The organism is Streptomyces sp. NPDC053426 (assembly GCF_055585405.1).
The window spans coordinates 1-25,280 of the sequence record NZ_JBVJKE010000033.1 but is presented as its reverse complement, the minus strand read 5'-3'; the positions used below and the strand labels follow the sequence as shown (position 1 = coordinate 25,280).

Annotated in this window: 27 protein-coding genes and 1 riboswitch; of the genes, 16 read left to right on the top strand and 11 right to left on the bottom strand. The window is 71.7% G+C overall.

All coding sequences use genetic code 11. The annotated features are described in order from the left end of the window. The first annotated feature begins 29 nt into the window (after positions 1–29). Together ACZ62B_RS37450 and ACZ62B_RS37445 are read left to right on the top strand one after the other, a co-directional pair. Positions 30–1,298, top strand: coding sequence for an extracellular solute-binding protein (locus ACZ62B_RS37450; RefSeq protein WP_344559400.1), 1,269 nt, complete (start codon positions 30–32; stop codon positions 1,296–1,298). Positions 1,299–1,308: 10 nt separating this feature from the next. Next, positions 1,309–1,566 carry a DUF3263 domain-containing protein gene (locus ACZ62B_RS37445; protein WP_344559398.1) on the top strand — a complete coding sequence of 86 codons (258 nt, stop codon included), beginning with the start codon at positions 1,309–1,311 and terminating at the stop codon, positions 1,564–1,566. 117 nt (positions 1,567–1,683) lie between these two features. On the opposite strand, the gene otsB is transcribed toward ACZ62B_RS37445, so the two are convergent. From otsB to ACZ62B_RS37430, 3 genes are read right to left on the bottom strand one after another with little or no spacing between them, the layout of a single operon-like run. Further along, positions 1,684–2,547 (bottom strand): trehalose-phosphatase, encoded by an 864-nt coding sequence (gene otsB / locus ACZ62B_RS37440; protein WP_344559396.1) that lies wholly within the window; start codon positions 2,545–2,547, stop codon positions 1,684–1,686. Positions 2,548–2,607: 60 nt separating this feature from the next. Next, positions 2,608–4,008 (bottom strand): alpha,alpha-trehalose-phosphate synthase (UDP-forming), encoded by a 1,401-nt coding sequence (locus tag ACZ62B_RS37435; protein WP_468722055.1) that lies wholly within the window; start codon positions 4,006–4,008, stop codon positions 2,608–2,610. Between the two features lie 58 nt (positions 4,009–4,066). Further along, a complete protein-coding gene (locus tag ACZ62B_RS37430; protein WP_344559392.1) occupies positions 4,067–5,038 on the bottom strand; it encodes a glucosyl-3-phosphoglycerate synthase in 972 nt (323 codons plus the stop codon). A gap of 140 nt (positions 5,039–5,178) precedes the next feature. Then, positions 5,179–5,326: riboswitch (SAM riboswitch) on the top strand. A 17-nt stretch (positions 5,327–5,343) separates the two neighbouring features. Between ACZ62B_RS37430 and thrC the strand changes: the two genes are divergently transcribed. The 4 genes from thrC (at position 5,344) to groL (ending at position 9,569) form a co-directional block, all read left to right on the top strand. Further along, positions 5,344–6,630, top strand: coding sequence for a threonine synthase (gene thrC / locus ACZ62B_RS37425; protein ID WP_344559390.1), 1,287 nt, complete (start codon positions 5,344–5,346; stop codon positions 6,628–6,630). Between the two features lie 81 nt (positions 6,631–6,711). Further along, entirely contained in the window at positions 6,712–6,987 is a 276-nt protein-coding gene (locus ACZ62B_RS37420) for a ubiquitin-like small modifier protein 1 (RefSeq protein ID WP_030864454.1), read from the top strand. A gap of 430 nt (positions 6,988–7,417) precedes the next feature. Continuing rightward, positions 7,418–7,621 carry a cold-shock protein gene (locus tag ACZ62B_RS37415; RefSeq protein WP_004929928.1) on the top strand — a complete coding sequence of 68 codons (204 nt, stop codon included), beginning with the start codon at positions 7,418–7,420 and terminating at the stop codon, positions 7,619–7,621. A gap of 325 nt (positions 7,622–7,946) precedes the next feature. Then, positions 7,947–9,569, top strand: a complete 1,623-nt coding sequence (groL, locus tag ACZ62B_RS37410; RefSeq protein ID WP_073934393.1) for a chaperonin GroEL — start codon at positions 7,947–7,949, stop codon at positions 9,567–9,569. Positions 9,570–9,655: 86 nt separating this feature from the next. Here groL and ACZ62B_RS37405 read toward each other — a convergent pair whose 3' ends face one another. Continuing rightward, a complete protein-coding gene (locus tag ACZ62B_RS37405) occupies positions 9,656–10,012 on the bottom strand; it encodes a hypothetical protein (protein ID WP_344559386.1) in 357 nt (118 codons plus the stop codon). 156 nt (positions 10,013–10,168) lie between these two features. Between ACZ62B_RS37405 and ACZ62B_RS37400 the strand changes: the two genes are divergently transcribed. Both ACZ62B_RS37400 and ACZ62B_RS37395 read left to right on the top strand, forming a co-directional pair. Next, positions 10,169–11,299: an NADH:flavin oxidoreductase gene (locus ACZ62B_RS37400; protein WP_344559384.1), complete on the top strand. Its 1,131-nt coding sequence runs from the start codon at positions 10,169–10,171 to the stop codon at positions 11,297–11,299. A gap of 248 nt (positions 11,300–11,547) precedes the next feature. Further along, positions 11,548–13,020, top strand: coding sequence for an MFS transporter (locus tag ACZ62B_RS37395; RefSeq protein WP_469693797.1), 1,473 nt, complete (start codon positions 11,548–11,550; stop codon positions 13,018–13,020). A gap of 202 nt (positions 13,021–13,222) precedes the next feature. Here ACZ62B_RS37395 and ACZ62B_RS37390 read toward each other — a convergent pair whose 3' ends face one another. From ACZ62B_RS37390 to ACZ62B_RS37380, 3 genes are all read right to left on the bottom strand, one after another. Next, positions 13,223–13,792, bottom strand: a complete 570-nt coding sequence (locus ACZ62B_RS37390) for a hypothetical protein (protein ID WP_344559380.1) — start codon at positions 13,790–13,792, stop codon at positions 13,223–13,225. Between the two features lie 49 nt (positions 13,793–13,841). Beyond that, positions 13,842–14,777: an N-acetylmuramic acid 6-phosphate etherase gene (gene murQ, locus ACZ62B_RS37385; protein ID WP_468722064.1), complete on the bottom strand. Its 936-nt coding sequence runs from the start codon at positions 14,775–14,777 to the stop codon at positions 13,842–13,844. A gap of 101 nt (positions 14,778–14,878) precedes the next feature. After that, positions 14,879–15,820, bottom strand: coding sequence for a MurR/RpiR family transcriptional regulator (locus ACZ62B_RS37380; protein WP_469693795.1), 942 nt, complete (start codon positions 15,818–15,820; stop codon positions 14,879–14,881). A gap of 56 nt (positions 15,821–15,876) precedes the next feature. Here ACZ62B_RS37380 and ACZ62B_RS37375 point away from each other — a divergent pair, with 56 nt between their 5' ends. Both ACZ62B_RS37375 and ACZ62B_RS37370 read left to right on the top strand, forming a co-directional pair. After that, positions 15,877–16,290 (top strand): hypothetical protein, encoded by a 414-nt coding sequence (locus tag ACZ62B_RS37375; RefSeq protein ID WP_344559374.1) that lies wholly within the window; start codon positions 15,877–15,879, stop codon positions 16,288–16,290. Further along, the gene (locus ACZ62B_RS37370) at positions 16,287–16,565 is read left to right on the top strand and encodes a DUF4031 domain-containing protein (RefSeq protein ID WP_073934401.1); all 279 of its coding nucleotides are present in this window, start codon (positions 16,287–16,289) and stop codon (positions 16,563–16,565) included. The genes ACZ62B_RS37375 and ACZ62B_RS37370 overlap by 4 nt, the downstream gene beginning before the upstream one ends. Here ACZ62B_RS37370 and ACZ62B_RS37365 read toward each other — a convergent pair. Then, positions 16,547–17,635, bottom strand: coding sequence for a GNAT family N-acetyltransferase (locus ACZ62B_RS37365; RefSeq protein WP_469693793.1), 1,089 nt, complete (start codon positions 17,633–17,635; stop codon positions 16,547–16,549). The genes ACZ62B_RS37370 and ACZ62B_RS37365 overlap by 19 nt on opposite strands. A gap of 10 nt (positions 17,636–17,645) precedes the next feature. Then, positions 17,646–18,308 (bottom strand): HD domain-containing protein, encoded by a 663-nt coding sequence (locus ACZ62B_RS37360; RefSeq protein WP_344559369.1) that lies wholly within the window; start codon positions 18,306–18,308, stop codon positions 17,646–17,648. A 48-nt stretch (positions 18,309–18,356) separates the two neighbouring features. Here ACZ62B_RS37360 and ACZ62B_RS37355 point away from each other — a divergent pair, with 48 nt between their 5' ends. The 3 genes from ACZ62B_RS37355 to ACZ62B_RS37345 all read left to right on the top strand — a co-directional run bounded on the left by ACZ62B_RS37355 (position 18,357) and on the right by ACZ62B_RS37345 (position 20,269). Beyond that, positions 18,357–18,770, top strand: coding sequence for a cytidine/deoxycytidylate deaminase family protein (locus ACZ62B_RS37355; RefSeq protein WP_344559367.1), 414 nt, complete (start codon positions 18,357–18,359; stop codon positions 18,768–18,770). Between the two features lie 33 nt (positions 18,771–18,803). After that, positions 18,804–19,484, top strand: a complete 681-nt coding sequence (locus ACZ62B_RS37350; RefSeq protein ID WP_344559365.1) for a maleylpyruvate isomerase family mycothiol-dependent enzyme — start codon at positions 18,804–18,806, stop codon at positions 19,482–19,484. Positions 19,485–19,579: 95 nt separating this feature from the next. Further along, positions 19,580–20,269, top strand: a complete 690-nt coding sequence (locus ACZ62B_RS37345) for a copper homeostasis protein CutC (RefSeq protein ID WP_344559363.1) — start codon at positions 19,580–19,582, stop codon at positions 20,267–20,269. Between the two features lie 220 nt (positions 20,270–20,489). Here ACZ62B_RS37345 and ACZ62B_RS37340 read toward each other — a convergent pair whose 3' ends face one another. Continuing rightward, positions 20,490–22,598, bottom strand: a complete 2,109-nt coding sequence (locus ACZ62B_RS37340) for a HelD family protein (protein ID WP_469693790.1) — start codon at positions 22,596–22,598, stop codon at positions 20,490–20,492. Between the two features lie 277 nt (positions 22,599–22,875). On the opposite strand from ACZ62B_RS37340, the gene ACZ62B_RS37335 reads away from it, so the two are divergent. Next, positions 22,876–23,061, top strand: a complete 186-nt coding sequence (locus ACZ62B_RS37335) for a hypothetical protein (protein ID WP_344559354.1) — start codon at positions 22,876–22,878, stop codon at positions 23,059–23,061. A 10-nt stretch (positions 23,062–23,071) separates the two neighbouring features. On the opposite strand, the gene ACZ62B_RS37330 is transcribed toward ACZ62B_RS37335, so the two are convergent. Then, on the bottom strand, positions 23,072–23,812 hold the full coding sequence (locus ACZ62B_RS37330) for a helix-turn-helix domain-containing protein (protein WP_344559740.1): 741 nt from the start codon (positions 23,810–23,812) through the stop codon (positions 23,072–23,074). 221 nt (positions 23,813–24,033) lie between these two features. Between ACZ62B_RS37330 and ACZ62B_RS37325 the strand changes: the two genes are divergently transcribed. Together ACZ62B_RS37325 and ACZ62B_RS37320 are read left to right on the top strand one after the other, a co-directional pair. After that, positions 24,034–24,702 carry a DUF4097 family beta strand repeat-containing protein gene (locus ACZ62B_RS37325; protein ID WP_469693788.1) on the top strand — a complete coding sequence of 223 codons (669 nt, stop codon included), beginning with the start codon at positions 24,034–24,036 and terminating at the stop codon, positions 24,700–24,702. 48 nt (positions 24,703–24,750) lie between these two features. Then, positions 24,751–25,280: ABC transporter ATP-binding protein (locus tag ACZ62B_RS37320; RefSeq protein WP_469693784.1), on the top strand; the 530-nt coding region annotated here is incomplete at its 3' end.

The window sequence follows — 25,280 nt, the reverse complement described above, 5'->3', positions numbered from 1 at the left end:
GCGGACGCGCCGGGGTAGGGGCAAGGCAAGTGCAGCGGCGGGTCAGGACAAGGACGATCGCGGCGGTGTCCGCACTGGGGCTGATGGGAGTCCTCGGCGGATGCGGGCTCGGCGGCGGGTCCTCCGACGTGACCTTGAAGCTGGTCGCGGCCGACTACGGCGACAGCGCGGCCAACAGCTCCAAGAAGTACTGGGCCGACCTGGTCGAGCGGTACGAGTCCAAGCACCCCGATGTGAAGATCGACGTGGACGTCTACTCCTGGAACGACGTCGACCGCAAGGTCAAGGAGATGGTCGACGCGGGCGACCCGCCGGACATGGCGCAGATCGGCGCGTACGCCGACTACGCGGCCGAGGGCAGGCTCTACAAGGCCGGCGACCTGCTCTCCATCCCCGTCCAGGCGGACTTCCTCGCCCAGCTCACCACCGCGGGCGAGGTCAACAGCGTGCAGTACGGCCTGCCGTTCGCCTCCTCCACGCGCGTGCTGTTCTACAACAAGAAGCTGTTCGCCGAGGCCGGCGCCACCCCGCCTCAGACCTGGGACGAGCTCGCCGAGGCCGCCGAGGCGCTCGACGCGGAGGGCGTGAAGTACCCGTACGCGCTGCCGCTCGGCCCGGAGGAGGCACAGGCCGAGACCATGCAGTGGCTGCTCAGCGGCGACGGCGGCTACACCGACATCATGGGCACGTACAGCATCGACTCCGCGCAGAACGTCGAGACCTTCACCTGGCTGAGGGACGAACTGGTCGGCAAGGGCCTGACCGGTCCCGTCGCGCCCGGCAAGCTCGACCGGGCCGACGCGTTCGCGGCGTTCGCCGCCGGGGACGTCGGCATGCTCAACGGACACCCCTCGCTGATGGAGATGGCGAAGGAGAAGGGCGTGGAGTTCGGCATGGTGCCGACGCCGGGCGCCGACGGCGTGAGCCCGGCCACGCTCGGTGTCGCCGACTGGATGATGGCCTTCAAGAAGAACGGCCACCGCGACCAGGTCGGCGAGTTCCTCGACTTCGTCTACAGCGAGGAGAACGTGCTCGACTTCTCCCGCGAGTACAACCTGCTGCCGGTCACCACCTCCGCGTCCCGGACGATGGCCGCGTCCGACCAGGACAAGGACCTCAAGCCCTTCCTCGACCAGCTCGCGACCTCGGAGCTCTACCCGGTCGGCAACACCTCCTGGGCGGCGGTCAACGCGGCGGTCAAGAAGCAGATCGGCAAGGCGGTCGGTCCGGGCGGCAGCCCCGCCGGTGTCCTCGGCGGACTCCAGGCGACGGCGACGCGCGCGGAGAGCGCGGAGTAGTCTGCGGGGCATGGACACGGGGGGCGAGGAGCACGAGGCCGGCGCGGGGCTGGCCCGTCGCGAACAGGACATCCTCGCGATGGAGCGCCGGGGGTTTTCCGGGCCCGGCGTCAAGGAACGCGCGATCCGTGAGGAGCTGGGGCTGGCGCCCGTGCGCTACTACCAGCTCCTGAACGCGCTCCTGGACGATCCCCGGGCTCTCGCCCACGATCCGGTGACGGTCAACCGTCTTCGCCGGGTGCGGGAGACCCGCCGCACCGAGCGTTGATCGCTCCCGCCGCCCCTTCCCGTCCCTGGGGCTCCGCCCCGGACCCCGCTCCTCGAACGCCGGAGAGGCTGAGAACCAGCCTCTCCGGCGTTTGAGGAGCGGGGACGAGAAAACCGGTCAGGGCATCCGCTCCGCCAGCCACCGCAGCAGCCGCACCACCCCCGCAGGCCCGTCGACCACCACATCCGCACGCTCCCGAAGCTCCGCGACCTCGTCGCTGCCGCTGCACACCAGCAGCCCCGGAGTGCCGGCGGAGCGGAGCTTGTCGACGGCCGTGTAGGCGGGGAGGTCGCCCAGGTCGTCACCCGCGTACAGGACCGACTCCGCGCCGATGTCCCGCGCGTACTCCATCAGGGCGATGCCCTTGTCCATGCCGGGCGGGCGCAGCTCCAGGACCATGCGGCCGGGCTCGACGACGAGGCCGTGCCGGGTGGCGAGGCCGGTGAGCGGCTCGCGCAGGGCCTCGAACGCGGCCTGCGGATCGGCGGCCCGGCGGGTGTGGACCGCCACCGCCCGGCCGCCCTTCTCCTCGATCCACGTGCCCTGCCACGCGCCGACCCGGTCGAGCACCCCCGGCAGCTCCGCGCGGACGGCGGCGACTCCGGGGTGCGGGGCGGGCGCGGTGACCGTGCCGGTGACGGCGTCCCAGCGCTCGGCGCCGTAATGGCCGAGAACGACGAGGTGTCCGAGGCCGGGAACGCCCGCGAAGCCCCCGTGGCGGACCGCGACGCCCGCCGGCCGGCCGGTGACGACCGCGACCGCGGCCACCTTGGGCGCGAGCGCGGCGAGCGCGTCCACCGCGTCCGGGTGCGCGCGGGCCTGCTCGGGATCGGCCACGATCGGCGCGAGCGTCCCGTCGAAGTCGAGCCCGATCAGTGCCTTCCCCGGGCGGGAGAGAAGCGCCTCCAGCCCTTCCCGCCCGGCCTGCGTGGCGGGCGTCGGCGTGGCGTTCGGCTCCGTGGAATCCGTATGGCTGGCCATACCGTCCAACCTATCCGCGCCCGTCCCCCCGCACGCCTGTGTGACCGGCCATACCTCCGGTCAGCCGGGCGTGACCTCCCGCAGCGCGTCCAGCTGCTCCAGGAACCAGCGGGCCGGGGGCAGCGCGGTCGCCGCCGCGGCCAGCCGCTTGGCGCGCTCGGCGCGTTCGTCCGGGCCCATCGTCAGGGCCTCGTGCAGGGCCTCGGCGGTTCCGACGACGTCGTACGGGTTGACCGTGAGCGCGTCCTCGCCCAGCTCCTCGTGGGCGCCCGCCTCCCGCGACAGCACCAGCGCGCAGCCCGCGTCGGAGACGACCGGGACCTCCTTGGCGACCAGGTTCATGCCGTCGCGGATCGGGTTGACCAGCGCCACGTCCGCCATCCGGTACGCGGCGAGCGAGCGCGCGAAGTCGTCCTTGACGTGCAGGACGACCGGCCGCCAGCCCGGCGTGCCGTACCGCTCGTCGATCTCCTCCGCGAGTCGCCGCACCTCGGCGGTGTAGTCGCGGTACACGGCGAGATCCTGCCGGGAGGGGTAGGCGAACGCGACGTGCACGACGCGTTCGCGCCACTCGGGGTGGTCGTCCAGGAGCTGCCGGTAGGCCAGCAGTCCGCGCACGATGTTCTTCGACAGTTCGGTGCGGTCGACCCGGACGATCGTCCGGCGCCCTTCGCCGATCTCCTCCCGGAGCGCGGTCATCCGCTCCTCGACGTCCGCCTCGTGGGCGCGGGCGCGCAGGAAGTCCGCGTCGGCGCCGAGGCCGTGCACGCCGATCCGCGTGTTCCCGAGGCCGTCCGCGAAGCGTTCGCAGCACGCGGTGAACGCGTCCGCCCAGCGGTGGGTGAGGAAGCCGAGCCGGTCGGCGCCGAGCATCCCGCGCAGCACCTGCCGTGCGATGTCGTCGGGCAGCATCGCGAAGTACTCCGGCGGCGCCCACGGTGTGTGCGAGAAGTGCGCGATGCGCAGGTCGGGGCGGAGTTCGCGGAGCATCCCGGGGACGAGCGTCAGGTGGTAGTCCTGGACCAGTACCGCCGCGCCCCGCGCCGCCTCCTCGGCCAGCGCCTCGGCGAACGCCCGGTTGTAGGCCTCGTACGACGCCCACCGCCGGCGGAACTCCGCGTCGAAGACCGGCTCCAGCGGCGTCTGGTACAGCATGTGGTGCACGAACCACAGCACCGAGTTGGCGATCCCGTTGTACGCGTCCGCGTGCACGTCCGCCGGGACGTCCAGCATCCGCACGCCGTCCTCGCCGACCCCGCGCCGCACCGCCTCGCGGTCGCCGTCGGACAGCGCCGAGCACACCCACAGCGCCCCCGCGTCCGGCCCGATCGCCGACAGCCCGGACACCAGCCCGCCACCGCCCCGCCCGGCCCGCAGCGAACCGTCGTCCTCCACCGTGTACGAGACGGGCCCCCGGTTGGAGGCGACCAGCACCTGAGCAGCACCGAAGCTTGAAGCCATACGCTGCAACCTAGCCCGGCCCCACGGGCCTCAAACGTGCGGATCGGCCGTATACGGGTCAGGCCACCCTTCGCGCCTGGTACTCCGCGATCTCCGCCATCGGCGGCCGTTCCTCCGTGTCGACGGAGTACGTACGGGGTTCGAAGTTGTCGCCGGTGCGCTCGAACTGGGTCAGGGACGGGCGGATCAGATGGCCGCGGGCCAGGCGGAGCTGGGCGGTGCGGTAGATCGCGGCGGCCATCCGGCCGAGGGCCTGGCCGTCCTGGTGGCGGTGCTTGCGGACACCGACGTCCACCTGGGCGAGGGCGTCCAGGCCGACCAGGTGCAGGGCGTCGACCAGCATGCCGAGCTCGACGCCGTACCCGACCGGGAACGGGAGCTGCTCCAGCAGGGAGCGGCGGGCCGCGTACTCGCCGCCGAGCGGCTGGACGAAGCCGGCGAGCTGGGGCCAGTGCATGTTCAGCAGCGGGCGGGCCATCAGCTCCGTGACCCGGCCGCCCTGACCGGCGGCGATCGTGCCGGAGGCGCGTCCGTCGGACACCGTGAGGGGACGGTCGTACATGGCCTTGACCAGGTGCACGTCCGGCTCGGTGAGCAGCGGGCCGACGATGCCGGAGACGAAGTCGGAGGAGAACTCCCGCAGATCCGCGTCGACGAAGCACACGATGTCGCCGCGGGTGACGAGCAGGGAGCGCCACAGCACCTCGCCCTTGCCGGGCACCGCCGGTATCCGGGGCAGGATCGCGTCCCGGTGCACCACGGTCGCGCCCGCAGCCGCCGCCACCTCGGCCGTGCGGTCGGTCGAGCCCGAGTCGACCACCACCACCTCGTCGACCAGCGGGACCTGGAGCACCAGGTCGTGCCGGATCACCGAGACGATCTCGCCGACCGTCGCCTCCTCGTCGAGCGCGGGCAGCACCACGCTCACCGTCTGCCCCGTGGCACGTTTCGCCGCCAGGATCCGGTGGAGCGGGCGGTCGGCCACGGACCAGGAGCGGTCGATCAGCCAGCGCTCGACTTCTTCCAGCACGGTCCCGGACTCCTCACTGGCCTGTGATCCATCTCGCGGTGCGGACGACTATCTCAACCATGCAGGCCTTCGGTTACAGTCTTGAGCAACGCCGACGACCACCGCATGCCGGGGTCACCGCGCGGACGACAACTGAACACCGCTCATCCAGAGGGGCAGAGGGATACGGCCCGATGAAGCCCCGGCAACCCTCCAGTCGGTTCTTGTCACACGGACGTGGCGAGGCTCCCGGCTAGGGAAGGTGCCAAATCCGTCTCACGGCGAGGTGCGTCGTGAGGAAGATGAGGAGAAAGGGCCTCGCCTCCATGGCTGTGCAGACCGTTGCAAGCACCACCGATTCCGCTGTAGACCTCGGCCCCGCCGCCGCGCTCTCCTGCCGCGAATGCGGACACCGCGTGCCCCTCGGCCCGGTCTTCGCCTGCGAGGAGTGTTTCGGCCCGCTGGAGATCGCGTACGACTTCTCGGCCCACGACACCGAGGAGCTCCGCAAGCGGATCGAGGCGGGACCCGCGAACATCTGGCGCTACGCGCCGCTGCTGCCCGTCCCGGCGGACGTGGCGACCAAGCCGAACCTGAACCCCGGCTGGACCAAGCTCGTCCAGGCCGACAACCTCGCGCGTGAGCTGGGTGTCGACGCCGGCAAGCTGTTCGTCAAGGACGACTCCGGCAACCCGACGCACTCCTTCAAGGACCGCGTCGTCGCCCAGGCCATCGAGGCCGCCCGCGCCTTCGGCTTCACCACCCTCTCCTGCTCCTCCACCGGCAACCTCGCCGGCGCCGTCGGCGCCGCCGCGGCCCGGGCGGGCTTCCGGTCCTGCGTGTTCATCCCGCACGACCTGGAGCAGGGCAAGGTCGTCATGGCCGCCGTCTACGGCGGTGAACTCGTCGGCATCGAGGGCAACTACGACGACGTGAACCGCTTCTGCTCCGAGCTGATCGGCGACCCGGCCGGCGAGGGCTGGGGCTTCGTCAACGTCAACCTGCGGCCGTACTACGCGGAGGGGTCCAAGACCCTCGCGTACGAGATCTGCGAGCAGCTCGGCTGGCGGCTCCCGGACCAGATCGTGGTCCCGATCGCCTCCGGCTCCCAGCTCACGAAGATCGACAAGGGGCTGCAGGAGCTGATCAAGCTCGGGCTGGTCGAGGACAAGCCGTACAAGATCTTCGGCGCGCAGGCCGAGGGGTGCTCGCCGGTGTCCACCGCGTACAAGGCGGGGCACGACGTCGTACGTCCGCAGAAGCCGGACACGATAGCCAAGTCGCTGGCGATCGGGAACCCGGCGGACGGGCCGTACGTGCTGGACATCGCCCGTCGGACGGGCGGGGCGGTGGAGGACGTGAACGACGAGCAGATCGTGGACGCGATCAAGCTGCTGGCGCGTACCGAGGGGATCTTCGCGGAGACCGCCGGTGGTGTGACCGTGGGGGTCACCAAGAAGCTTCTTGAGAGCGGTGCCCTCGACCCGTCTTTGACCACCGTGGTGCTCAACACGGGTGATGGTCTGAAGACGTTGGACGCGGTGGCGGGGACGGGGCTTACGGCGACGATCCGTCCGAGCCTCGAGTCGTTCCGTGAAGCCGGGCTTGTCTGAGTCGTTCGTCTGCGGACCGTCTGTGGCTGGTCGCGCAGTTCCCCGCGCCCCCAGGGTGCTGTCCCTTCCGGAGGTTTTGTCGTGAGCGTGACTGTCCGTATCCCCACCATCCTGCGTACCTACACCGGTGGGCAGGCCGAAGTGAGCGCCGAGGGGGCCACCCTCGGGGAGGTCATCTCGGACCTGGAGAAGAACCACACCGGGATCGCCGCCCGGGTGCTGGACGATCAGGGCAAGTTGCGGCGGTTCGTGAACGTCTACGTCAATGATGACGACGTGCGGTTCGAGCAGGGGCTCGAGACGGCCACCCCGGACGGGGCCGGCGTGTCGATCATTCCGGCGGTGGCCGGCGGCTGATCATTACCTTCGGTAATGACGGTTACCGAGCGTTTGGGACTTTGCCCCCTCCGTGAGAGATGCGGAGGGGGCAATTCCATGGGGTTGAGCGCGGTAGAGTTGGGGAACGCGCTCCCGATCCACTGATCGGAAACACTGAATTCCTGCCGCAGACCCGACTGGATGTAGCCAAAGTGCGGGCACCTTTCGCGGCATTTGTGACCTTTGCGCAGCCCGACTTGCCCTGGAATGAGGCGAATTCTCGCCACATTCCGGACCGGCGTCGTCCAGATTTCTCGTCCGATTGACCTGTTGCAGACGGCAGTTGGACAGATACATTCAGCCGCGGTCGACGCGTTCCGGCGCACGCCCCCAACCGTTGGGGGGTGAGGTCTGACCCGGATCCGCGAAGTGTGGATCTGTGCAAGGGCCAGTAATAGGGGAGTTAGGCATGGCTCAGGGCACCGTCAAGTGGTTCAACGCGGAGAAGGGGTACGGCTTCATCGCGGTCGACGGTGGTGCGGATGTTTTCGTCCACTACAGCGCGATCCAGATGGACGGCTACCGCACCCTCGAAGAAGGCCAGCGGGTCGAGTTCGAGATCTCGCAGGGTCAGAAGGGCCCACAGGCCGACATGGTTCGTCTCAGCGCCTGAACGCGCTACCAGTCGCAAGCATCTTCTGCCGACGAAGGGCCCGCACCTCCCGGGGTGCGGGCCCTTCGCCGTGCCCACGCGCGGCCGAGCGGCGTTCGCGTGCGGCTGAGCGACCCCGTGTACTCCCCATGGGCGCTTGCACTCGCATGGGTCGAGTGCTAATCATTGGCGTTAGCACTCTGAAGGTGAGAGTGACAACGAAGGACCGGGTCGGTGAGGCCCGCGGGCCGTGTGGGGCAAGGAACCACGGGGCCGGCGAGCCGTCCGTCGCGGGCGCGGGCGCGGTCCGAAGGAATCACCCCCAGTCCTGGAGGGACCACTTCACATGGCCAAGATCATCGCGTTCGACGAGGAGGCGCGGCGCGGCCTCGAGCGCGGCATGAACCAGCTCGCGGACGCCGTCAAGGTGACGCTCGGCCCCAAGGGCCGCAACGTCGTCCTCGAGAAGAAGTGGGGCGCCCCCACGATCACCAACGATGGTGTGTCCATCGCCAAGGAGATCGAGCTCGAGGACCCGTACGAGAAGATCGGCGCCGAGCTGGTCAAGGAAGTCGCCAAGAAGACGGACGACGTCGCCGGTGACGGTACGACCACCGCGACCGTTCTCGCCCAGGCCCTGGTCCGTGAGGGCCTGCGCAACGTGGCCGCCGGCGCCAACCCGATGGCCCTGAAGCGCGGTATCGAGAAGGCCGTCGAGGCCGTCTCCGGTGCCCTGCTGGAGCAGGCGAAGGACGTCGAGACCAAGGAGCAGATCGCCTCCACGGCCTCCATCTCCGCCGCCGACACCCAGATCGGCGAGCTGATCGCCGAGGCCATGGACAAGGTCGGCAAGGAAGGCGTCATCACCGTCGAGGAGTCCCAGACCTTCGGTCTGGAGCTGGAGCTCACCGAGGGTATGCGCTTCGACAAGGGCTACATCTCGGCGTACTTCGCCACCGACATGGAGCGTATGGAGGCCGTCCTCGACGACCCGTACATCCTGATCGCGAACTCCAAGGTCTCCAACGTCAAGGACCTGCTCCCGCTCCTGGAGAAGGTCATGCAGTCGGGCAAGCCGCTGCTGATCATCGCCGAGGACGTCGAGGGCGAGGCCCTGTCGACCCTGGTCGTCAACAAGATCCGCGGCACCTTCAAGTCCGTCGCCGTCAAGGCCCCGGGCTTCGGCGACCGCCGCAAGGCCATGCTCGGTGACATCGCCATCCTCACGGGCGGCGAGGTCATCTCCGAGGAGGTCGGCCTCAAGCTGGAGAACGCGACGCTCGACCTGCTGGGCAAGGCCCGCAAGGTCGTCATCACCAAGGACGAGACCACCATCGTCGACGGTGCCGGCTCGGCCGACCAGGTCCAGGGCCGCGTGAACCAGATCCGCGCCGAGATCGAGAACAGCGACTCGGACTACGACCGCGAGAAGCTGCAGGAGCGCCTGGCGAAGCTCGCCGGCGGTGTCGCGGTCATCAAGGCCGGTGCCGCCACCGAGGTGGAGCTCAAGGAGCGCAAGCACCGCATCGAGGACGCCGTGCGCAACGCCAAGGCGGCCGTCGAGGAGGGCATCGTCGCCGGTGGTGGCGTGGCCCTGCTCCAGGCCTCCCAGGTCTTCGAGAAGCTGGAGCTCGACGGTGACGAGGCGACCGGCGCCAACGCCGTGAAGCTCGCGCTGGAGGCCCCGCTGAAGCAGATCGCCGTCAACGGTGGTCTCGAGGGCGGCGTCGTCGTGGAGAAGGTCCGCAACCTCACGGTCGGCCACGGCCTGAACGCCGCGACCGGCGAGTACGTCGACATGATCGCCGAGGGCATCATCGACCCGGCGAAGGTGACGCGCTCCGCGCTGCAGAACGCCGCCTCCATCGCCGCGCTGTTCCTCACCACCGAGGCCGTCATCGCCGACAAGCCGGAGAAGGCCGCGGCCCCGGCCGGCGGCGGCATGCCGGGCGGTGACATGGACTTCTGATCCTTTTCGAGGATCGGATCCGTCCGTCGTACGACCGAGGGCGGCACCCCCTGTTCCGACAGGGGGTGCCGCCCTCGGGCGTTGTTTCAGGCGGCGCACCACGGCACGCGGCAGACGTGCGGTGACGCGCCCTGCGGGCACAGGCCCCGCAGCACCTCCTTGCGGATCGCCCGCCAGGTCCGCAGCGAGCACACCAGGCGGACGCGCAGCTCGACCGGTTCCCGTGCGCCGCTGCTTCGGCCCGGGTGCTCCAAGCCCCACTGTTCCGCCAGGTGGTCGTAGAGGTCGGCGGTCGTCATCCCGCTGCCGGGGAGCGTGCGGACGACGGCCCGGCCGACGGTCCGGGCGTTCCGGAGCGCTATGGCCCGGTCGACGACCGAGCCGGCCCACGCCAGCCCTTCCTCGTCCGCGTACAGACCGAAGCGCAGAAGGCGTGTTCTCATCGGACGACCGTACCCGGTGCGCGGGAAGGCGTCCCGTGTCCGGAGTCACACCTGTGTCCCGAGGGGAATTCCTCTTCCCCCTTCCCGGTTGGTGCCGAACGTGCATTAAATGCATGCGCACATACTGACCGGTATTCGAAGCAGAGGAGCCCCCACGTGACCGTCACCTCCCCGGACACCACCGCCCGAGCCGCCGGGATCCTCTCCCGGCCCGTCACGATCAACGGCCTGACCGTCCCCAACCGCATCGCCATGGCGCCGATGACCCGGATGTTCTCGCCGGGCGGTGTGCCCGGCGAGGACGTCGTGTCGTACTACTCGCGTCGTGCCGCGGCCGGCGTCGGGCTGATCGTCACCGAGGGGACGTACGTGGGGCACGAGTCGGCCGGGCAGAGCGACCGGGTGCCGCGGTTCCACGGGGAGGAGCAGCTCGCGGGCTGGGCGAAGGTCGCCGAGGCGGTGCACGCGGCGGGCGGCACGATCGTGCCGCAGCTCTGGCACATCGGCATGGTCCGCGAGCAGGGCCAGGCGCCGTACCCGCAGGCTCCGGCGGTCGGCCCGTCCGGGGTGCGCACGGACGGCACCGAGGGCAAGGGCGAGGCGATGACGCAGACCGACATCGACGACGTCGTCGCCGCGTTCGCCCGCGCCGCCGCCGACGCCGAGCGCATCGGCTTCGACGGCGTGGAGCTGCACGGCGCCCACGGCTACCTCATCGACCAGTTCCTGTGGTCCGGCACCAACCGCCGCACCGACGCCTACGGCGGTGACCCGGTGGCCCGCGCGCGGTTCGCGGCGGAGGTCGTGGCGGCGGTGCGCGCCGCCGTGTCGCCCGAGTTCCCGGTGATCTTCCGCTACTCGCAGTGGAAGCAGGACGCCTACGACGCCCGGCTCGCCGAGACGCCCCAGGAACTGGAGGCGATCCTCGCCCCGCTCGCCGCGGCCGGTGTCGACGCCTTCCACGCGTCCACGCGCCGCTACTGGCTCCCGGAGTTCGAGGACTCCGACCTCAACCTGGCCGGCTGGACGAAGAAGCTGACCGGCAGGCCCGCCATCACCGTCGGCTCCGTCGGTCTGAACGGCGAGTTCCTCAAGGCCTTCCAGGGGCAGGGGGCCGAGCTGGGCAGCATCGACAACCTGCTCGACCGGATGGAGCGGGACGAGTTCGACCTCGTCGCCGTGGGCCGCGCGCTGCTCCAGGACCCGAACTGGGCGGCCAAGGTGCTGGCCGGCCGCTTCGACGAGCTGACGCCGTACGAGCCGGCGTCCATGCAGACCCTGAGCTGACGCGGTACGGGCCGGCGTTCCCCGCGGACGCCGAGCTGACGCGGTACGGGTCGGCGTCCCTGTGGACGCCGAGCCGACGCCGTACGACCCGGTGTCCCCTGCGGGCGCCGGGTCGAGCCGGTCGGTGGCGCTCCCGGACGCGGGGGCGCCATCCGCTTGTCACCCGGTTTTAATTTGCTTAAGTCAATCAATCGCCTTAAAGTTGCCTGAGTCAAGTATTGGCCCGAGTCCCGACGGAGACCTCCCACATGCCCGACGCACTCGACCGTTCCCCCACGCCCGGCACCGCCGCGCCGCCCGAGACCGGTGCCGTGGTGCCCGTGCTGGCCTTCGGCGGCATCGTGGTCTCGCTGATGCAGACCCTGGTGATCCCGATCGTGGGGCAACTGCCGCAGTACCTGAACGCCTCCGCCGCGGACACCGCCTGGGCCATCACCGCCACCCTGCTCGCCGCCGCCGTCGCCACGCCCGTCATGGGCCGCCTCGGCGACATGTACGGCAAGCGCCGCATGCTGCTGGTCAGCATGGCCATGCTGGTGGTCGGCTCCGTCGTCGCCGGACTCAGCGACTCCCTGACCCCGATGATCGTCGGCCGCGCCCTGCAGGGCCTGTCGTCCGGTGTGATCCCGCTCGGCATCAGCATCCTGCGCGACGAACTGCCCGCGGAGAAGCTGGGCTCGGCCACCGCGATGATCAGCGCCTCGCTCGGCGTCGGCGGCGCCCTCGGCCTGCCCGTCGCCGCGCTCATCGCCGACAACTTCGACTGGCACATGCTCTTCTGGATCTCGGCCGCGCTGGGCGTGGTCGCGCTGGTCCTGGTGCTGGCCCTCGTACCGGAGTCGAAGGTGCGCACCGGTGGCCGGTTCGACCTGCCCGGCTCGGCCGGCATGGCGGCCGGACTGATCTGCCTGCTGCTGGCGATCTCCAAGGGTGGCGACTGGGGCTGGACGAGCGGCACCACCCTCGGCCTGTTCGCGGCGGCCGTCGTGATCCTGGTGGCCTGGGGCTTCTACGAGCTGCGCGACGACCAGCCGCTGGTGGACCTGCGCAGCACGGCCCGCCCCCAGGTGCTGATCACCAACCTCGCCTCGATCGCCATCGGCTTCGCGATGTTCTCGATGTCCCTGGTCATCCCGCAGGTGCTGCAGCTCCCGGAGGAGACCGGCTACGGACTGGGCCAGTCGCTGCTGACGGCCGGTCTGGTCATGGCGCCGTCCGGTCTGGTGATGATGGCGCTGGCGCCGGTGTCCGCGCTCGTCTCCCGGGCCAAGGGGCCGAAGGTGACGCTCATGATCGGCGCGCTGATCGTGGCCGCCGGGTACGGCCTGAACGTGCTGCTGATGAGCGAGGTCTGGCACTTCGTGCTGGCGTCCTGCGTCATCGGCGCCGGCATCGGCTTCACCTACGGCGCGATGCCCACGCTGATCATGGGCGCCGTGCCCGCCTCCGAGACGGGGGCCGCCAACGCCCTCAACACCCTCATGCGGTCCATCGGCACCTCCGTCGCCAGTGCCGTCGCCGGTGTCGTCCTGGCCCAGATGACCACTGGGTTCGGCGGGTTCGCGCTGCCGTCCGAGGACGCCTTCCGTACGGTTCTGGCGCTCGGGGCCGGTGCGGCGCTGCTCGGATTCGTCATCGCCGCGTTCATTCCGCGGCAGCGGGCCGCGGGGGCGGAGGAAGTGGTCGGTGCCGGGCGGGCGCCGGAGCCGTCGAAGGCGTAGGGGCGGCCGGCGCCGTGTCCGGTGTCGTGGCGGGGGGTCGGGGGCTGTGGTTGTCCGCGGTGGGTGGGGTGTCGCGGCTGTGTTGCTCGCCCCCGCCGCCCCTTCCCTTCCCGTCCCTGGGGGCTCTGCCCCCCCCAGACCCCCGTGCGCAGTTCCCCGCGCCCCTTTAGGCCCAGGCCCCATCGCGCCTACGGCGGGGGCGTCAGGGGTTGCCCATCGGTTCGATGTCGAGTCTGACCGGTGTTCCCCACACGCGCAGTACCTCGTAGTCGGTGAACTCGTGCACGATCCGGTACGCCATGGCGGGGTGGGGCCCGCGCCGCTGTGCCGCGACGAACAGCTCCGCCTCGCGCCGGTCCCGGCGCGGGGTGCCGCACAGCTGCCACGTCTGGCCGTTCCACAGCTCCGGCAGCCAGCGCTGCTGCGGCTGCGGCCGGTCCCCGCGCACCCCGTACCGGGACGGCGCGGGCTCGGCGGGCCGGGCCTGCGGGGCCGGGCCGTTGAACTCGGCGCGGCGGGCGGCACGGCGCCGGGTCTCACAGAGCAGGCACAGGTCGGGGGCGCTCTCGTCGACCGGTCCGGTCGGGTGCTCGGCGCAGCGCGTGCTGGGCGCGGCCGTGGTGACGCTCTCCTCCAGCAGGTCCAGGGCCCGCCGCAGGTCGTCCTTCACTTCGTGCAGCCGGGCGTCCGGGGTGTCGGCGGACAGCGCCTCGCCGTGCTCCCCGAGCACGCGCAGGGCGCGGCCCAGGGCGGTGAGCTGCGCGTGGTTCATGGTTCCTCTCCGGGTCGGGTGCCCTCCAGTATCCGCCCACGGATTCCTTCTACTCCCGCGCCCTGGTGAGCGCCGCGCGCAGACGGCCGTCGGACTCCGCGAGCAGGCGGGCGGCCGTCGGGCCGTCCACGTCCGCCAGGATGACCAGGATCGCGTGCTTGACCTCGCCGTCCGTGGCGGTCAGGGCCCGCTCGACGACGTCGTCCGCCGCGCCCGTCGCCTGCGCGACGATACGGCGGGAGCGGGCGCGCAGCTTCTCGTTGGAGGCCCGCACGTCGACCATCAGGTTCCCGTACGTCTTGCCCAGCCGGATCATCGTGATCGTCGACAGCATGTTCAGCACCAGCTTCTGCGCCGTACCGGCCTTCAGGCGCGTGGAACCGGTGAGGAACTCCGGGCCCACGACGACCTCGATGCCGTGCTCGGCCGCCGCCGCCAGCGCACTGCCCCGGTTGCAGGCCAGGCCCACGGTGAGGGCGCCGCGCGCACGGGCGTACGCGACGGCGCCGACCGCGTACGGGGTCCGGCCGGAGGCGGAGACGCCGACCACCGTGTCGTCGGCGGTCAGCTCCAGGGCGGCCAGGTCGGCCTCGGCCAGCTCACGCGAGTCCTCGGCGCCCTCCACCGAGGTGACCATGGCGTCGGGGCCGCCCGCGATCAGGCCGACGACCCGCGCCGGATCGGTGTTGAAGGTCGGCGGGCACTCGGAGGCGTCCAGCACCCCCAGCCGCCCGGCGGTGCCCGCCCCCGCGTAGATCAGCCGCCCGCCCCGGGCCATCCGCTCGGCGACGGCGTCGATCGCGGCGGCGATCACCGGCACCTGCTCGCCCACGGCCCCGGCCACGGTGGCGTCCTCGCCGTTCATCAGCCGCGCGATGTCGAGGGTGGGCAGCCGGTCGACGTCCGCCAGCTCGGGCCGGAACGCCTCGGTGGTGAGGGTCTCCAACTGGGAGCGGAGGTCGCGGTGGTGGGAGGGGGAGGTCATGACGGTGTCTTTCCAGTCTGGGGTCGGGCGGCCAACCTAGGGGCGCGGGGAACTGCGCGATCAACCACGGATCACCCGCGGACAACCACGGCGGCGCGGCCCTACGGCCCCTTGCGGAGCACCCGGTGCCGGTGCGCCAACGCCTCGTACGAAGCGGACAGCGCCGGCGCCGCCGACTCGTACGTCCGCTGAGCGACGCCCACGAACAAACAGTCCACCACCAGCAACTGCCCCGTCCGGGACGACATCGCGGCCGGCCGCAGCTCGCTCTCCCGTGCCGTGGACGTGGTCAGGACGTGATCGGCGTACTGCGTGACGGGACTGTCCGGGCGCCCGGTGACCGCCACCGTCGTCGCCCCGCGCTCGAAGGCGACCCGGAGCGGTTCGATGACGTCCCCGGTCGACCCGGAGTGCGTGACGGCGATCGCCACGTCTCCCGACCGCAGCTGCACCGCGTTGGTGACGGCGAGGTGCGGATCGCTGTGGGCGTGCGCCATCAGACCTATGCGCAGCAGCTTCTGGGTGAGGTCCTGGGCGACGAGCCCCGACGCGCCGACGCCGTACACATCGGTGCGGCGGGCGCCGGCCAGGGCGGTCACGGCGGCGGCGAGCTGCACGGTGTCCAGTCCGGCCGCGGTGTCGGCGAGGGTCTGCTGCTCGTCGTAGGCGAGTTTCGCCACGACGTCGGCTATGGGGTCGTCCACCGCGATGTCGGTGGTGATGGCGGGTGCGCGCCCGGACTGCTGCTGGGCGGCGAGACCGGCCAGCGCCAGGCGCAGGTCGCGGTAGCCGGGGTAGCCGAGCAGGCGGGCGGTGCGTACGACGGTGGCCTCGCTGGTGCCGGTGAGTTCGGCGAGTCCGGTGACCGTGAGGGCCGCGCAGCCGGCCGGGTCGTCGGCGACGGCCTCGGCGACCCGCTGCATGGAACGGGTCATCGACGGGGCCAGCGTGCGCACCTTGGCCGCCAGGGCGGCGGGCGCGGGAGGGGAGGGCGTGCTGCCGCCCGAACCGTTCCCGAAAATTTCCTTCACGTCACGGGTCACGACATGAAAGATATTTTCGTTCCGGTCGTGCGGTCAAGAGTGCGCACAATGGGGGCATGGACCCCCACGATCCGCCCGGTGGACCCGGCGCCCCCGAGCCCCACCCGGTCAGCCCCATGGAACAAGCCTTGCACGCGGCGCGCGCCCTCGTGCTCGCCGACCTGGTCGCGCGCGAGGTCGCCGAGGCGGACGTGGTGTCCATGGTCGAGGAGTCCGTCACGCACCGGCGCTGGTGGGTGGAACAGTGGCCGGACGGCGCCGACTTCCTGGCCGGCCTGGTCGCCCAGGACGTACAGGACGCCCTGCTGGAGCGGCACGGGCGCTGGCCGCTGTGCCCGGTCTGCGGCACCGGCGACCCGCACGCGCTGGAGGTGGAGCCGGAACTCGGCCCCGACCCGCACTGGGTGTGCCACAAGGCGGGCGTGAAGGTCGCGGCGGTGGGCCGGCTGGGCGGGGCGGTCCCCTCGTGACCGTCTACATCGACCCGCCCACCTGGCCGGGCCACGGCCGGATGTGGTCCCACCTCGTCAGCGACCTCTCCTACGACGAACTGCACACCTTCGCCGACCGCCTGGGCGTCCCCCGCCGCGCCTTCGAACGCGACCACTACGACGTCCCCGCCCACCGGTACGCCGACGCGGTGCGCGCCGGGGCGGTCGAGGTCAGCAGCCGCGAGGTGGTGCGGCTGCTGCACGGGGCGGGGCTGCGGCGCCGCAAGGGCGCGGCTCAGCCGCGGAGTTCGTAGGCGAACTCGCCCTCGCTCCCCTCCCCGGTCCGGGTGAAGCCGGCGCGTGTGAGGACGGCCTGGGACGGGAGGTTGCCCGGGTCGGTCCTCGCGCACACCGACGTCACCTCCTCGTGGCCCAGCGCCCACGCCGACAGCGCGCGCAGCGCCTCGGTGGCGTAGCCGTGGCCGCGGGCGGCCTCGGTGAGGTCGTAGCCGATCTCCACCCGGCCGTTCTCGTCGGGCGTCCGGTGGAAGCCCATGCCGCCGACCGCGCGGTCGTCCTCCCGGCGCACCAGCACGAACATCCCCCACTCGGGCCGGAGCACGCCCTCCTCGTACTGCTTGAGCAGTATTTCGGCGGCCGTCCGCGTGCCCTCGAACGGTCCCGGACCGAGCCAGTCGAACCCGCCCTCGCCGCCCACGGCCAGATCGGCCGCGACCGCCGGGGTGACGCCCTCCAGGGTGAGCCGCCCGGCCGGTATCACCAGGTTGTTGCACCACTTCCACTCGGTGACGGGCGCCCGGCCCGGCAGATCACCGCGCCCGGTGGCCCACAGCAGCGTCCGCCACGGCGTGGGACCGGGCTGGACCTGCGGGAAGATCCGGGTGAGGACGAAGGCGGCCAGCTCGGCCGGCGGCTCGTAGCCGATGCCCATCCCCTCGGCGACGTCGTGCGTGTGCAGCAGCACCTCGGCGACGCCCATCGCGGCGAAGCCCTCGCGGTTCGCGTGCCGGAAGGGGAACGGGTGGAAGGCGCGGACCGCGCGCGGGGTGGTGCGGACGGCGGCGGCGAGCAGGGCGCCGGTCGCGGTGACCACCTGGAGGCAGCCGGCGTTGTCGGCGGGGTCCAGGCCGCCCTCCCTGCCGTCGAGGCTGATCTCGAAGGGCGTGTACGCGTCCTGCGTGCGCCCGGCGATCTGGCCCGCGTACGCGATGAGATCGCTCGCGATGTGCACCACCGTCTCCCGGCAGTTCCACTCCAGCCGCCCGGCCCGCACCCCCGTCCAGTCCCGGTCAGTGACCGCCCCCAGCGCCGCCACGCAGTCCGCGACGGCTTCCTCCACCTGTTCCGCTCCCACAGCATGCATGCGGGGCAGGCTAGGCGGGCGGTACGGCCGGGGTCGACAGCATTTCCAGCTCGCCGCGCATGTTGTAGCGGGCGGTGGCCTCCCAGTGCTCCCGCCCGTACGGCGTACGGAACAGGCGCGGCAGGGCGAGGAGTTGCCGCAGCACATCGGCCCGTCCCGCGCGGAACGCGTCGTTCGGCACGAAGTGGTACTCCTCGCGGACGGCGGCGGTGTAGGCGGCGTACGACGACGGCGACGCGGCGAGGATCGCGAGGTCGGCGTCGCACAGCACCTGCCCGTCCCGGTCGTCGTCGGCCGGATCGTGCGTGACGGTGAGCCGCACCAGCCGGGCGACCTCGGCGGTCTTCTCCGCGGACACCCCGGCCTCGGGGAGCGCCCGCTCGGCGAGCCGGGCGGAGCGCTCCTCGTTGGTGGACCGGTCCGGCAGGTAGACCGCGTCGTGGAACCAGGCGGCGAGCCGTACGACGTCCGGGTTGTCGGCGTACTCCTCCAGCACGTCGATGTGGTCCAGGACGGCGGTCAGGTGGGTGAGCGTGTGATAGTGCCGCTGGGGCTCCGACCAGCGGCGCAGCAGCGCGTCGGCGTACTGGTGCGGCTCGGGGTGGCACGCGCCGTCCCGTGCCGGGAGGAGGGCGCGCAGCCAGCGGGCACGGAGGGCGTCGGTGTCGGCCATGGACCCATTGTCCGCCCCGGCTCTTGTCGCCTGCCGCAGACTGAGGGGATGACCACGCAGAACCACTCCGTCGACCGTGAACTCGTCGAGGCCGCCGCCCGGGTCGCCCGTACCCGTTGCCGGGGCGACAACCACACCATGGCGGCCGCCGGCCGCGGCCGGGACGGGCGGATCGTCACCGCGGTGAACGCCTACCACTTCACCGGGGGGCCCTGCGCCGAGCTGGTTCTCGTCGGGGCCGCCGCGGCTCAGGGGATCTACGAACTGGAGACGATCGTCGCCGTGGGGGACCGGGACCGGGGGGTCGTTCCTCCGTGCGGCCGGTGCCGGCAGGTCCTGCTCGACTACTTTCCCGGGCTCGAGGTCATAGTCGGCGGGGGCGAGGACGTCCGTGCCGTCCCCATCGCCGAGCTGCTGCCCGTGAGCTATGTCTGGGCCGACCACCAGGTCGACGCCCAGTAGGCCGCGCGCCCCCGCCGCACTAGCGTGGGCGGCATGACGACTCCTGCGGATGTGCGGAACGTACGAGACCCCGAACTGCCCGGCCGGCTGCTGGCCGTCGAGCGGGACGCGCTGATCCCGCTGCTGCGGGGGAGGGCCGAGGGGGACTTCGCGCTGCCGGTGGCGGCGTGTCCGGGGTGGACGGTGCGGGATGTGCTGGCGCACTGTTCGGCCGCGTTCACCCGGGTCCTGGAGCGGCGGTTCGAGGCCGGGGTGTTCTCGCCCGAGAGCAATGAGCGGGACATCGCCGAGCGGGCCGAGTGGACGAACGCCCGGGTCGTGGACGAGCTGGAGCGCGGGATGGCCGAGGTGGGGCCCGTGATCGCCAAGTCGGGCGGGGCGCTGGACGTGCTCGCGCTGGGCGAGTGGGTGCACGCCGGGGACGTACGGGTCGCGTTCGGGGAGGCGGGGGCGTACGCGGGCGCGGGACTGCCGTACGCGCTCACCCTGCTGGGCCAGGTGACCGGCGGGAAAGGGCATCTTCCGCTGCACGCCGACCTCGACGACGCCGACGAGCCGCTGCGGCTGGGCGACGCCACGGGCGAACGTCCCCCGGCCCGCTACATCGGGGACGGGCCGACCCTCGTACGGCTGTACGCGGGGCGTCCGGTGGACGGTGCCGCGTACGAGCTGGCCGGGGCGGAGGCGGCGGAGCTGAACATTTTCGGGGACTGAGCGGAGGGGCGGGGCAGCCTCGGGCGGGCGGGCGGGCGTAGTCTTGGATTGGACTAGACCTGTAGTCGCCGTCTGATGCCGAGGAATGGGGTCCCATGAGCAAGCGTGCAGTCCTGGAGGTGATCGCCCTCGACGTCGAGGACGCGGTGGCCGCCCAGGCCGGAGGTGCGGACCGCCTCGAGCTGGTGACCGACATGGCGGCGGACGGGCTGACGCCTTCGGCGGCGACCGTCGCGGGGATCCGGGCGGCCGTGGACATTCCGGCGCGGGTGATGCTGCGGCTGGCGGACGGGTTCGCCGCGGGGGACGTCGAGCGGCTGGTGGGTGCCGCGTGCGAGATGCGCGAGGCCGGGGCGGAGGAGTTCGTGCTCGGGTTCCTCGGTCCGGGCGGTGATGTGGATCTGGGGGCGGTGGAGCGGGTCGCCTGTGTGCTGGAGGGGTGCCGGTGGACGTTCCACCGGGCGATCGACCGGGCCGCCGACCGGGATGCCCTGCGCAAGCAGCTCGACGGGGTGCCGGGGCTGGACACCTATCTGACGGCCGGGGCGGCCGAGGGCGTGGACGCCGGGTTGCCGGTTCTGCTCGCGGAGGCCCGGCGGCGGGGGGAGCCGGGGTACGAGCAGCAGTTGCTGGTGGGGGGCGGGCTGGGGCTGGAGCATGTGCCCACGCTGCTGGATGCCGGGATCGACGGGTTCCACATCGGTGGGGCGGCTCGGCCCGGAGGATGGGCCGGGCCCGTGTCGGCGGAGGCCGTCGCCGAGTGGCGGCGGGTGCTGGGGGGCTGAGCGTTCGCTCCCTTGTCACCGGGCGTCGGGCTGGGCGGGGTCGCCGCTGGGCGGGGGTGGGTCGCGCTGCCCGGCGCTTGCGGGGTGCCTCCCCCACTCTCGGCTTCTCCCCCACTCTCGGCTTCGCTCGAGCGGGGGGACCCCTATCGCCCTGGGGGTACCTCCCAGGCCCTTGAGGCACTGGGGGAGGCACGATTGCCCGCGGAAACGCGGGGAGGGGTTACGTCAGCTGCTCCGGCAGGGGTGCGTTGTGGGTGACGATCAGGCCTGATACCGCTCGGGTCAGGGTGACGTAGAGGCGGCGGAGGCCGGTGCGTTCGTCCGGTTCGGCGGCGACCACCGCGCGGGGTTCGTCCAGGAGTACGTAGTCGTACTCCAGGCCCTTCGCCAGGGAGGCCGGGACCAGGGTCAGGCGGGTTTCGTGGGTCGTCTCCTCGCCGGGGGCGATGTAGGTGATGCCCGCCGCCGTCAGCGCCTTCGCCAGGTCCGGGATGTGGGGGTCCGCCGCGATCAGGCCCACCGAGCCCTCGTTGCGCAGGAGTTCGCGGCACGCGGAGACCACGTCGTCCGTCCCCTCGGACCGGCGGACCTCGAAGAAGCCCGGGTTCTCGCGGATCGACGCCACCGGGGTCAGACCCGGTGCGATGTGCGTCAGGAGCCGGGAGGCGTAGGTGATGACGTCCGTGGGGACGCGGAAACCGGCCGTCAACTCCTCGATCACCGCGTCCTGTTTGCCCAGGTGGAGCAGGGCTTCGTCCCAGCTGCGCGTCGCCCACGGCGTGGTGCCCTGGGCCAGGTCGCCGAGGACGGTCGCAGAACCGGTCGTGCAGCGGCGGCCCACCGCGCGGTACTGCATGGGGGACAGGTCCTGCGCCTCGTCGAGCACCACGTGTCCGAGGGAGTGCGTGCGCTGGACGAGGTCCGTCGCCTCGTCGATCAGCACCGCGTCCGCCACCGACCACTTCGCCGACTTCACCGAGCGGGCGGGTTTCTCCCACAGGATCGTCTTCTGCTCCTGCTCGTCGAGCAGACCCTCCGCGTGCTCCGCCAGGAACTCCGGGTCGCTCAGCAGCCGTAGCACCAGCTTCGCCGGGTCCACGGCCGGCCAGACCGTCTTCACCGCCGCCTTCACCGCGCTGTTGCGGGCCACCGCGTCCTGGACGCGGTCGTCCGGCGCCTCGCCCGCCCGCTCCATCTGCACCAGCACGGCGTGCGCGATGCGCTGCGGGAGGGCGTCGCGGGCGGCCCCGTAGCGGATGCCGCGCTCGAGCAACTGCCGGACGATCTCCTCCAGTTCGTACGCCGGGACCCGCCAGCGGCGGGAACCGCGCACGACGACGACCGGCTCGGTGGGCATCGTGACGTGTGCGTAGAGGGCCCTGCGCAGGACCTCCGCCATCCGGGCGTCGCCCTTGACCACCGCCGCCGGGGCGTCGTCCGTCCCGCGCACCTCCACGTGCGCCACCAGGTCGTCCACCGTGGCCTGCGCGACCGTCAGCTCGCCCAGCGCGGGCAGCACCTGCTCGATGTAGTGCAGGAAGGAACGGTTCGGTCCGACGACCAGCGTGCCGGTGCGGGCCAGCCGCTCGCGGTGGGCGTAGAGGAGATAGGCGACCCGGTGCAGGCCGACGGCCGTCTTCCCGGTGCCGGGGCCTCCCTGCACGCACACGCTGCCCGACAGCCCGGACCGTACGATCTCGTCCTGCTCGGGCTGGATCGTCGCGACGATGTCCCGCATCGGGCCGACGCGCGGACGCTCGATCTCCTGCTGGAGCAGCTTGCTGGTGGTCGCCGCCTCGGAGGGATCGGAGAGGTGCTCGTCCTCGTACGCGGTGAGGTCGCCGCCGGTGTAGCCGAAGCGGCGGCGCAGCCCGATGTCCAGCGGGTCCTTCTTGGACGCCCGGTAGAACGGCTGGGACACCGGCGCACGCCAGTCGATCACCATCGGGTCGCCGTCCGCGTCGTGCACGTGCCGGCGCCCGATGTGCAGTGTCTGATAAGCGGCCTCCGGCCGCGGGCGCTCGCCCTCCGCGCCCTCGGCCTGCTCGGCGCCGGGGGAGTGCAGATAGTCGAGGCGGCCGAAGAACAGCGGGGTGTCGCTGAGGTCGGCCAGCGCCTTGATGCGCTCGTCGATCTGGTGCGCCAGCGCGGCCGCGTTGACCCAGTTCGCCGTGACGTCGCTGATGTCGAGGGCCTCGACGTCCTCACGCATGGCGCGCAGTGCGGAACGGGACGCGGCGAGGTGGGAGCGTTCGCGGGCGAGCGGGTCGTCCGAGGGGGTGGTCGCGGGACCGTCTACGGGCTCGTCTACCGGTGTGGACGCGGACAAGGGTGTGCCTCCGGGAGAACTGCTGCTGAAGTTGCTGCGAGATACCGGCCGGTTTCCGTCCGGACGGCGGCGCTCCGTGAGGGGAGGCGGGCAAGAGCGGAGATTCTAGGGCGCCGGGCCGGTGCGCTCCAAACCATTTATCGTCCGCCCCTCGCCCCCTAGGGGCGGGAGCTCCTGCCTGAGAAGTACGGGTCGCCCCGGAGACGTACGCGGAGGGTCCGCGGACCGGTCCCTTCGGCCGATGCCCGTCCCGCGGCCGGGGAGCAACCATGGAGACATGAGCGCAGCGACCGTCAACCCCACCACACCGCCGGTGCGGCCGACCGGCGCGACCCCGGTCCAGGGCAGCCACCCGCACCGCCTCGGCGACGCCCTGCGCGCCGTGAAGGTGTTCCTCGGCGCGGCCTTCGACGTGATCCTCCTCGGCGAGTACGCCGAGGAGGCGGGCGTCCGCCGCAAGTAGGCGGCGCCCCTCACTCGACCGTGCCGTCCGGGGCCGTTTTGGGCTTCGTGTGAAGGACCTCGCGGGCCTGCTCGGCGGCGCGGGCGATCGCCTCCGAGATGAAGTCGAGGTAGCGGGCGATGTTCTCCAGGCGCGTGGCGGCCGGTGTGCCGTGCCCCATGATGCCGACGCCCTGCCGTGAGGTCTCGGCGACCTGGGCGGTGGACCGGGCGCTGGCCATCATCGACTGGTGCCAGATGTCGTCGTCGACGCCGTAGCGCTCACGGCGGCCTTCTTCGCGTTCCCGGCGGATGAGCCCCTGGCCCTCCAGGAACGTGACCGCCTTGGAGACGGACGCCGGGGAGACCTCGAGGCGCTGCGCGAGTTCGGCGGCGGTGAGGCTGCCGGTGTCGGTGAGGGTCAGGCAGGCCATGACCCTGGCCATCATCTTGGGCGTGCCCGACGCTATGAAGACGGTGGTGAGCGTCTCCTCGTACTCGCGCACGGCCTCCGCGTCGCGTCCGTGCTCCTCCGGGAGCGCCTTCGCCCCCCTGGGCGCCGCGGCCTGTTTGCGCCGGTGGGCGCGGCGTTCGGTGGCGCGGTGGGCCAGGTCCGCGCGGTAGGCGGTGGGTCCGCCGTTGCGCATCACCTCACGCGTGATCGTCGAGGTGGGGCGGTCGAGACGCCTGGCGATCTCCGCGTAGGCGAGCCCGTCGGCCAGCCCTGTCGCGATCTGCTGGCGTTCCTGCTGGGTGAGCCTGCCTCCTGGCAACGCGATCCCCTCCGTGGTCCGTGGTGGCTCCAGCATAGCCTTCACTCTCAATTCATTGCAACGAACCGAGCTTGTTTGTTGCGTTAGATTCCAAACCGTTGCAACGATATTGCTGCTCTGAACTGCGTGAATCATCTTTCTATGCAACGAAGTTGTTGCCGTAATCATGAACGCAACGTAGCGTTTTCGATGTCAGAAACGACAGCCCGAAGGAGCGCACGATGCAGTTCGACACCCCCACCCCCGTCTCGGTCGTCCTCGACGTCCCCGCCGGCCGCATCCGGTTCATCGCCGCCGACCGGGCCGACACCGTGGTCGAGGTCCTGCCCGCGGACGCCACGAAGAGCCGCGACACGAAGGCGGCGGAGCAGACCGGGGTCGAGTACGGCGACGGAGTCCTGCGGATCGCCGGCCCGCCGGCGAAGAACCAGATCCTCGGCCCGTCCGGGGCCGTCGAGATCACCGTCCAACTGCCCGCCGGCTCCCACGTCGAGGCGAAGGCCGCCGGCGCGGAGCTGCGGGGCGTCGGCCGGCTCGGCGACGTCGTCTTCGAGGGCGCGCAGGGTCCGGTCAAGCTCGACGAGACCGCGAGCGCCCGCCTCGCCGTCCTCGCCGGCGACATCTCGGTCGGTCGCCTGGGCGGCCCCGCCGAGATCAGCACCCAGAAGGGCGACATCCGCGTCACCGAGGCCGTGCGCGGCGCGGTCATGCTGCGCACCGAGCACGGCGACATCACCGTCGGCGCCGCCCGCGGAGTCTCCGCCTCCCTCGACGCCGGCACCGGTTACGGCCGGATCCACAACACGCTCAGGAACGCCGACGGCGCCGCCGCCGGCCTGACCGTCCACGCGACCACCGCCTACGGCGACATCACCGCCCGCAGCCTGTAGATCCGCGGCCCGTAAAGGCCCGTAAGGGCATGTAAAGGAGAAACCCCCATGACCGGCTTGGCCATCGCGGCGAACGGGCTGCGCAAGTCCTACGGCGACAAGACCGTCCTGAACGGCGTCGACCTGACCGTCCCGGAAGGCACGATCTTCTCCCTGCTCGGCCCGAACGGCGCCGGCAAGACCACCGTCGTCAAGATCCTCTCCACCCTCGTCACCGCGGACGCCGGCGACCTGCGGGTCGGCGGCCACGACCTCACCACCGACCCCCAGGCCGTGCGGGCCGCGATCGGTGTCACCGGGCAGTTCTCCGCCGTGGACGGCCTGATCACCGGCGAGGAGAACATGCTCCTCATGGCCGACCTGCACCACCTGTCCAAGCGCGAGGGGCGGCGGGTGGCCGCCGAGCTGCTGGAGCGCTTCGACCTGGTCGAGGCCGCGAAGAAGCCCGCCTCCACCTACTCCGGCGGCATGAAGCGCCGCCTCGACATCGCCATGACCCTGGTCGGCGACCCGCGGATCATCTTCCTCGACGAACCGACCACCGGACTCGACCCCCGCTCCCGCCACACCATGTGGCA

Excerpts from the sequence above, each read along its gene's own strand:
- ACZ62B_RS37445 (WP_344559398.1), top strand. The coding sequence starts at position 1,309 with ATGGACACGGGGGGCGAGGAGCACGAGGCCGGCGCGGGGCTGGCCCGT.
- thrC (WP_344559390.1), top strand. The coding sequence starts at position 5,344 with ATGGCTGTGCAGACCGTTGCAAGCACCACCGATTCCGCTGTAGACCTC.
- ACZ62B_RS37415 (WP_004929928.1), top strand. The coding sequence starts at position 7,418 with ATGGCTCAGGGCACCGTCAAGTGGTTCAACGCGGAGAAGGGGTACGGC.
- ACZ62B_RS37375 (WP_344559374.1), top strand. The coding sequence starts at position 15,877 with ATGGACCCCCACGATCCGCCCGGTGGACCCGGCGCCCCCGAGCCCCAC.
- ACZ62B_RS37360 (WP_344559369.1), bottom strand. The coding sequence starts at position 18,308 with ATGGCCGACACCGACGCCCTCCGTGCCCGCTGGCTGCGCGCCCTCCTC.
- ACZ62B_RS37325 (WP_469693788.1), top strand. The coding sequence starts at position 24,034 with ATGCAGTTCGACACCCCCACCCCCGTCTCGGTCGTCCTCGACGTCCCC.
- groL (WP_073934393.1), top strand. The coding sequence starts at position 7,947 with ATGGCCAAGATCATCGCGTTCGACGAGGAGGCGCGGCGCGGCCTCGAG.
- ACZ62B_RS37365 (WP_469693793.1), bottom strand. The coding sequence starts at position 17,635 with ATGCATGCTGTGGGAGCGGAACAGGTGGAGGAAGCCGTCGCGGACTGC.
- ACZ62B_RS37345 (WP_344559363.1), top strand. The coding sequence starts at position 19,580 with ATGAGCAAGCGTGCAGTCCTGGAGGTGATCGCCCTCGACGTCGAGGAC.
- otsB (WP_344559396.1), bottom strand. The coding sequence starts at position 2,547 with ATGGCCAGCCATACGGATTCCACGGAGCCGAACGCCACGCCGACGCCC.
- ACZ62B_RS37355 (WP_344559367.1), top strand. The coding sequence starts at position 18,357 with ATGACCACGCAGAACCACTCCGTCGACCGTGAACTCGTCGAGGCCGCC.
- ACZ62B_RS37335 (WP_344559354.1), top strand. The coding sequence starts at position 22,876 with ATGAGCGCAGCGACCGTCAACCCCACCACACCGCCGGTGCGGCCGACC.
- ACZ62B_RS37405 (WP_344559386.1), bottom strand. The coding sequence starts at position 10,012 with ATGAGAACACGCCTTCTGCGCTTCGGTCTGTACGCGGACGAGGAAGGG.
- ACZ62B_RS37390 (WP_344559380.1), bottom strand. The coding sequence starts at position 13,792 with ATGAACCACGCGCAGCTCACCGCCCTGGGCCGCGCCCTGCGCGTGCTC.
- ACZ62B_RS37395 (WP_469693797.1), top strand. The coding sequence starts at position 11,548 with ATGCCCGACGCACTCGACCGTTCCCCCACGCCCGGCACCGCCGCGCCG.
- ACZ62B_RS37350 (WP_344559365.1), top strand. The coding sequence starts at position 18,804 with ATGACGACTCCTGCGGATGTGCGGAACGTACGAGACCCCGAACTGCCC.
- murQ (WP_468722064.1), bottom strand. The coding sequence starts at position 14,777 with ATGACCTCCCCCTCCCACCACCGCGACCTCCGCTCCCAGTTGGAGACC.
- ACZ62B_RS37435 (WP_468722055.1), bottom strand. The coding sequence starts at position 4,008 with ATGGCTTCAAGCTTCGGTGCTGCTCAGGTGCTGGTCGCCTCCAACCGG.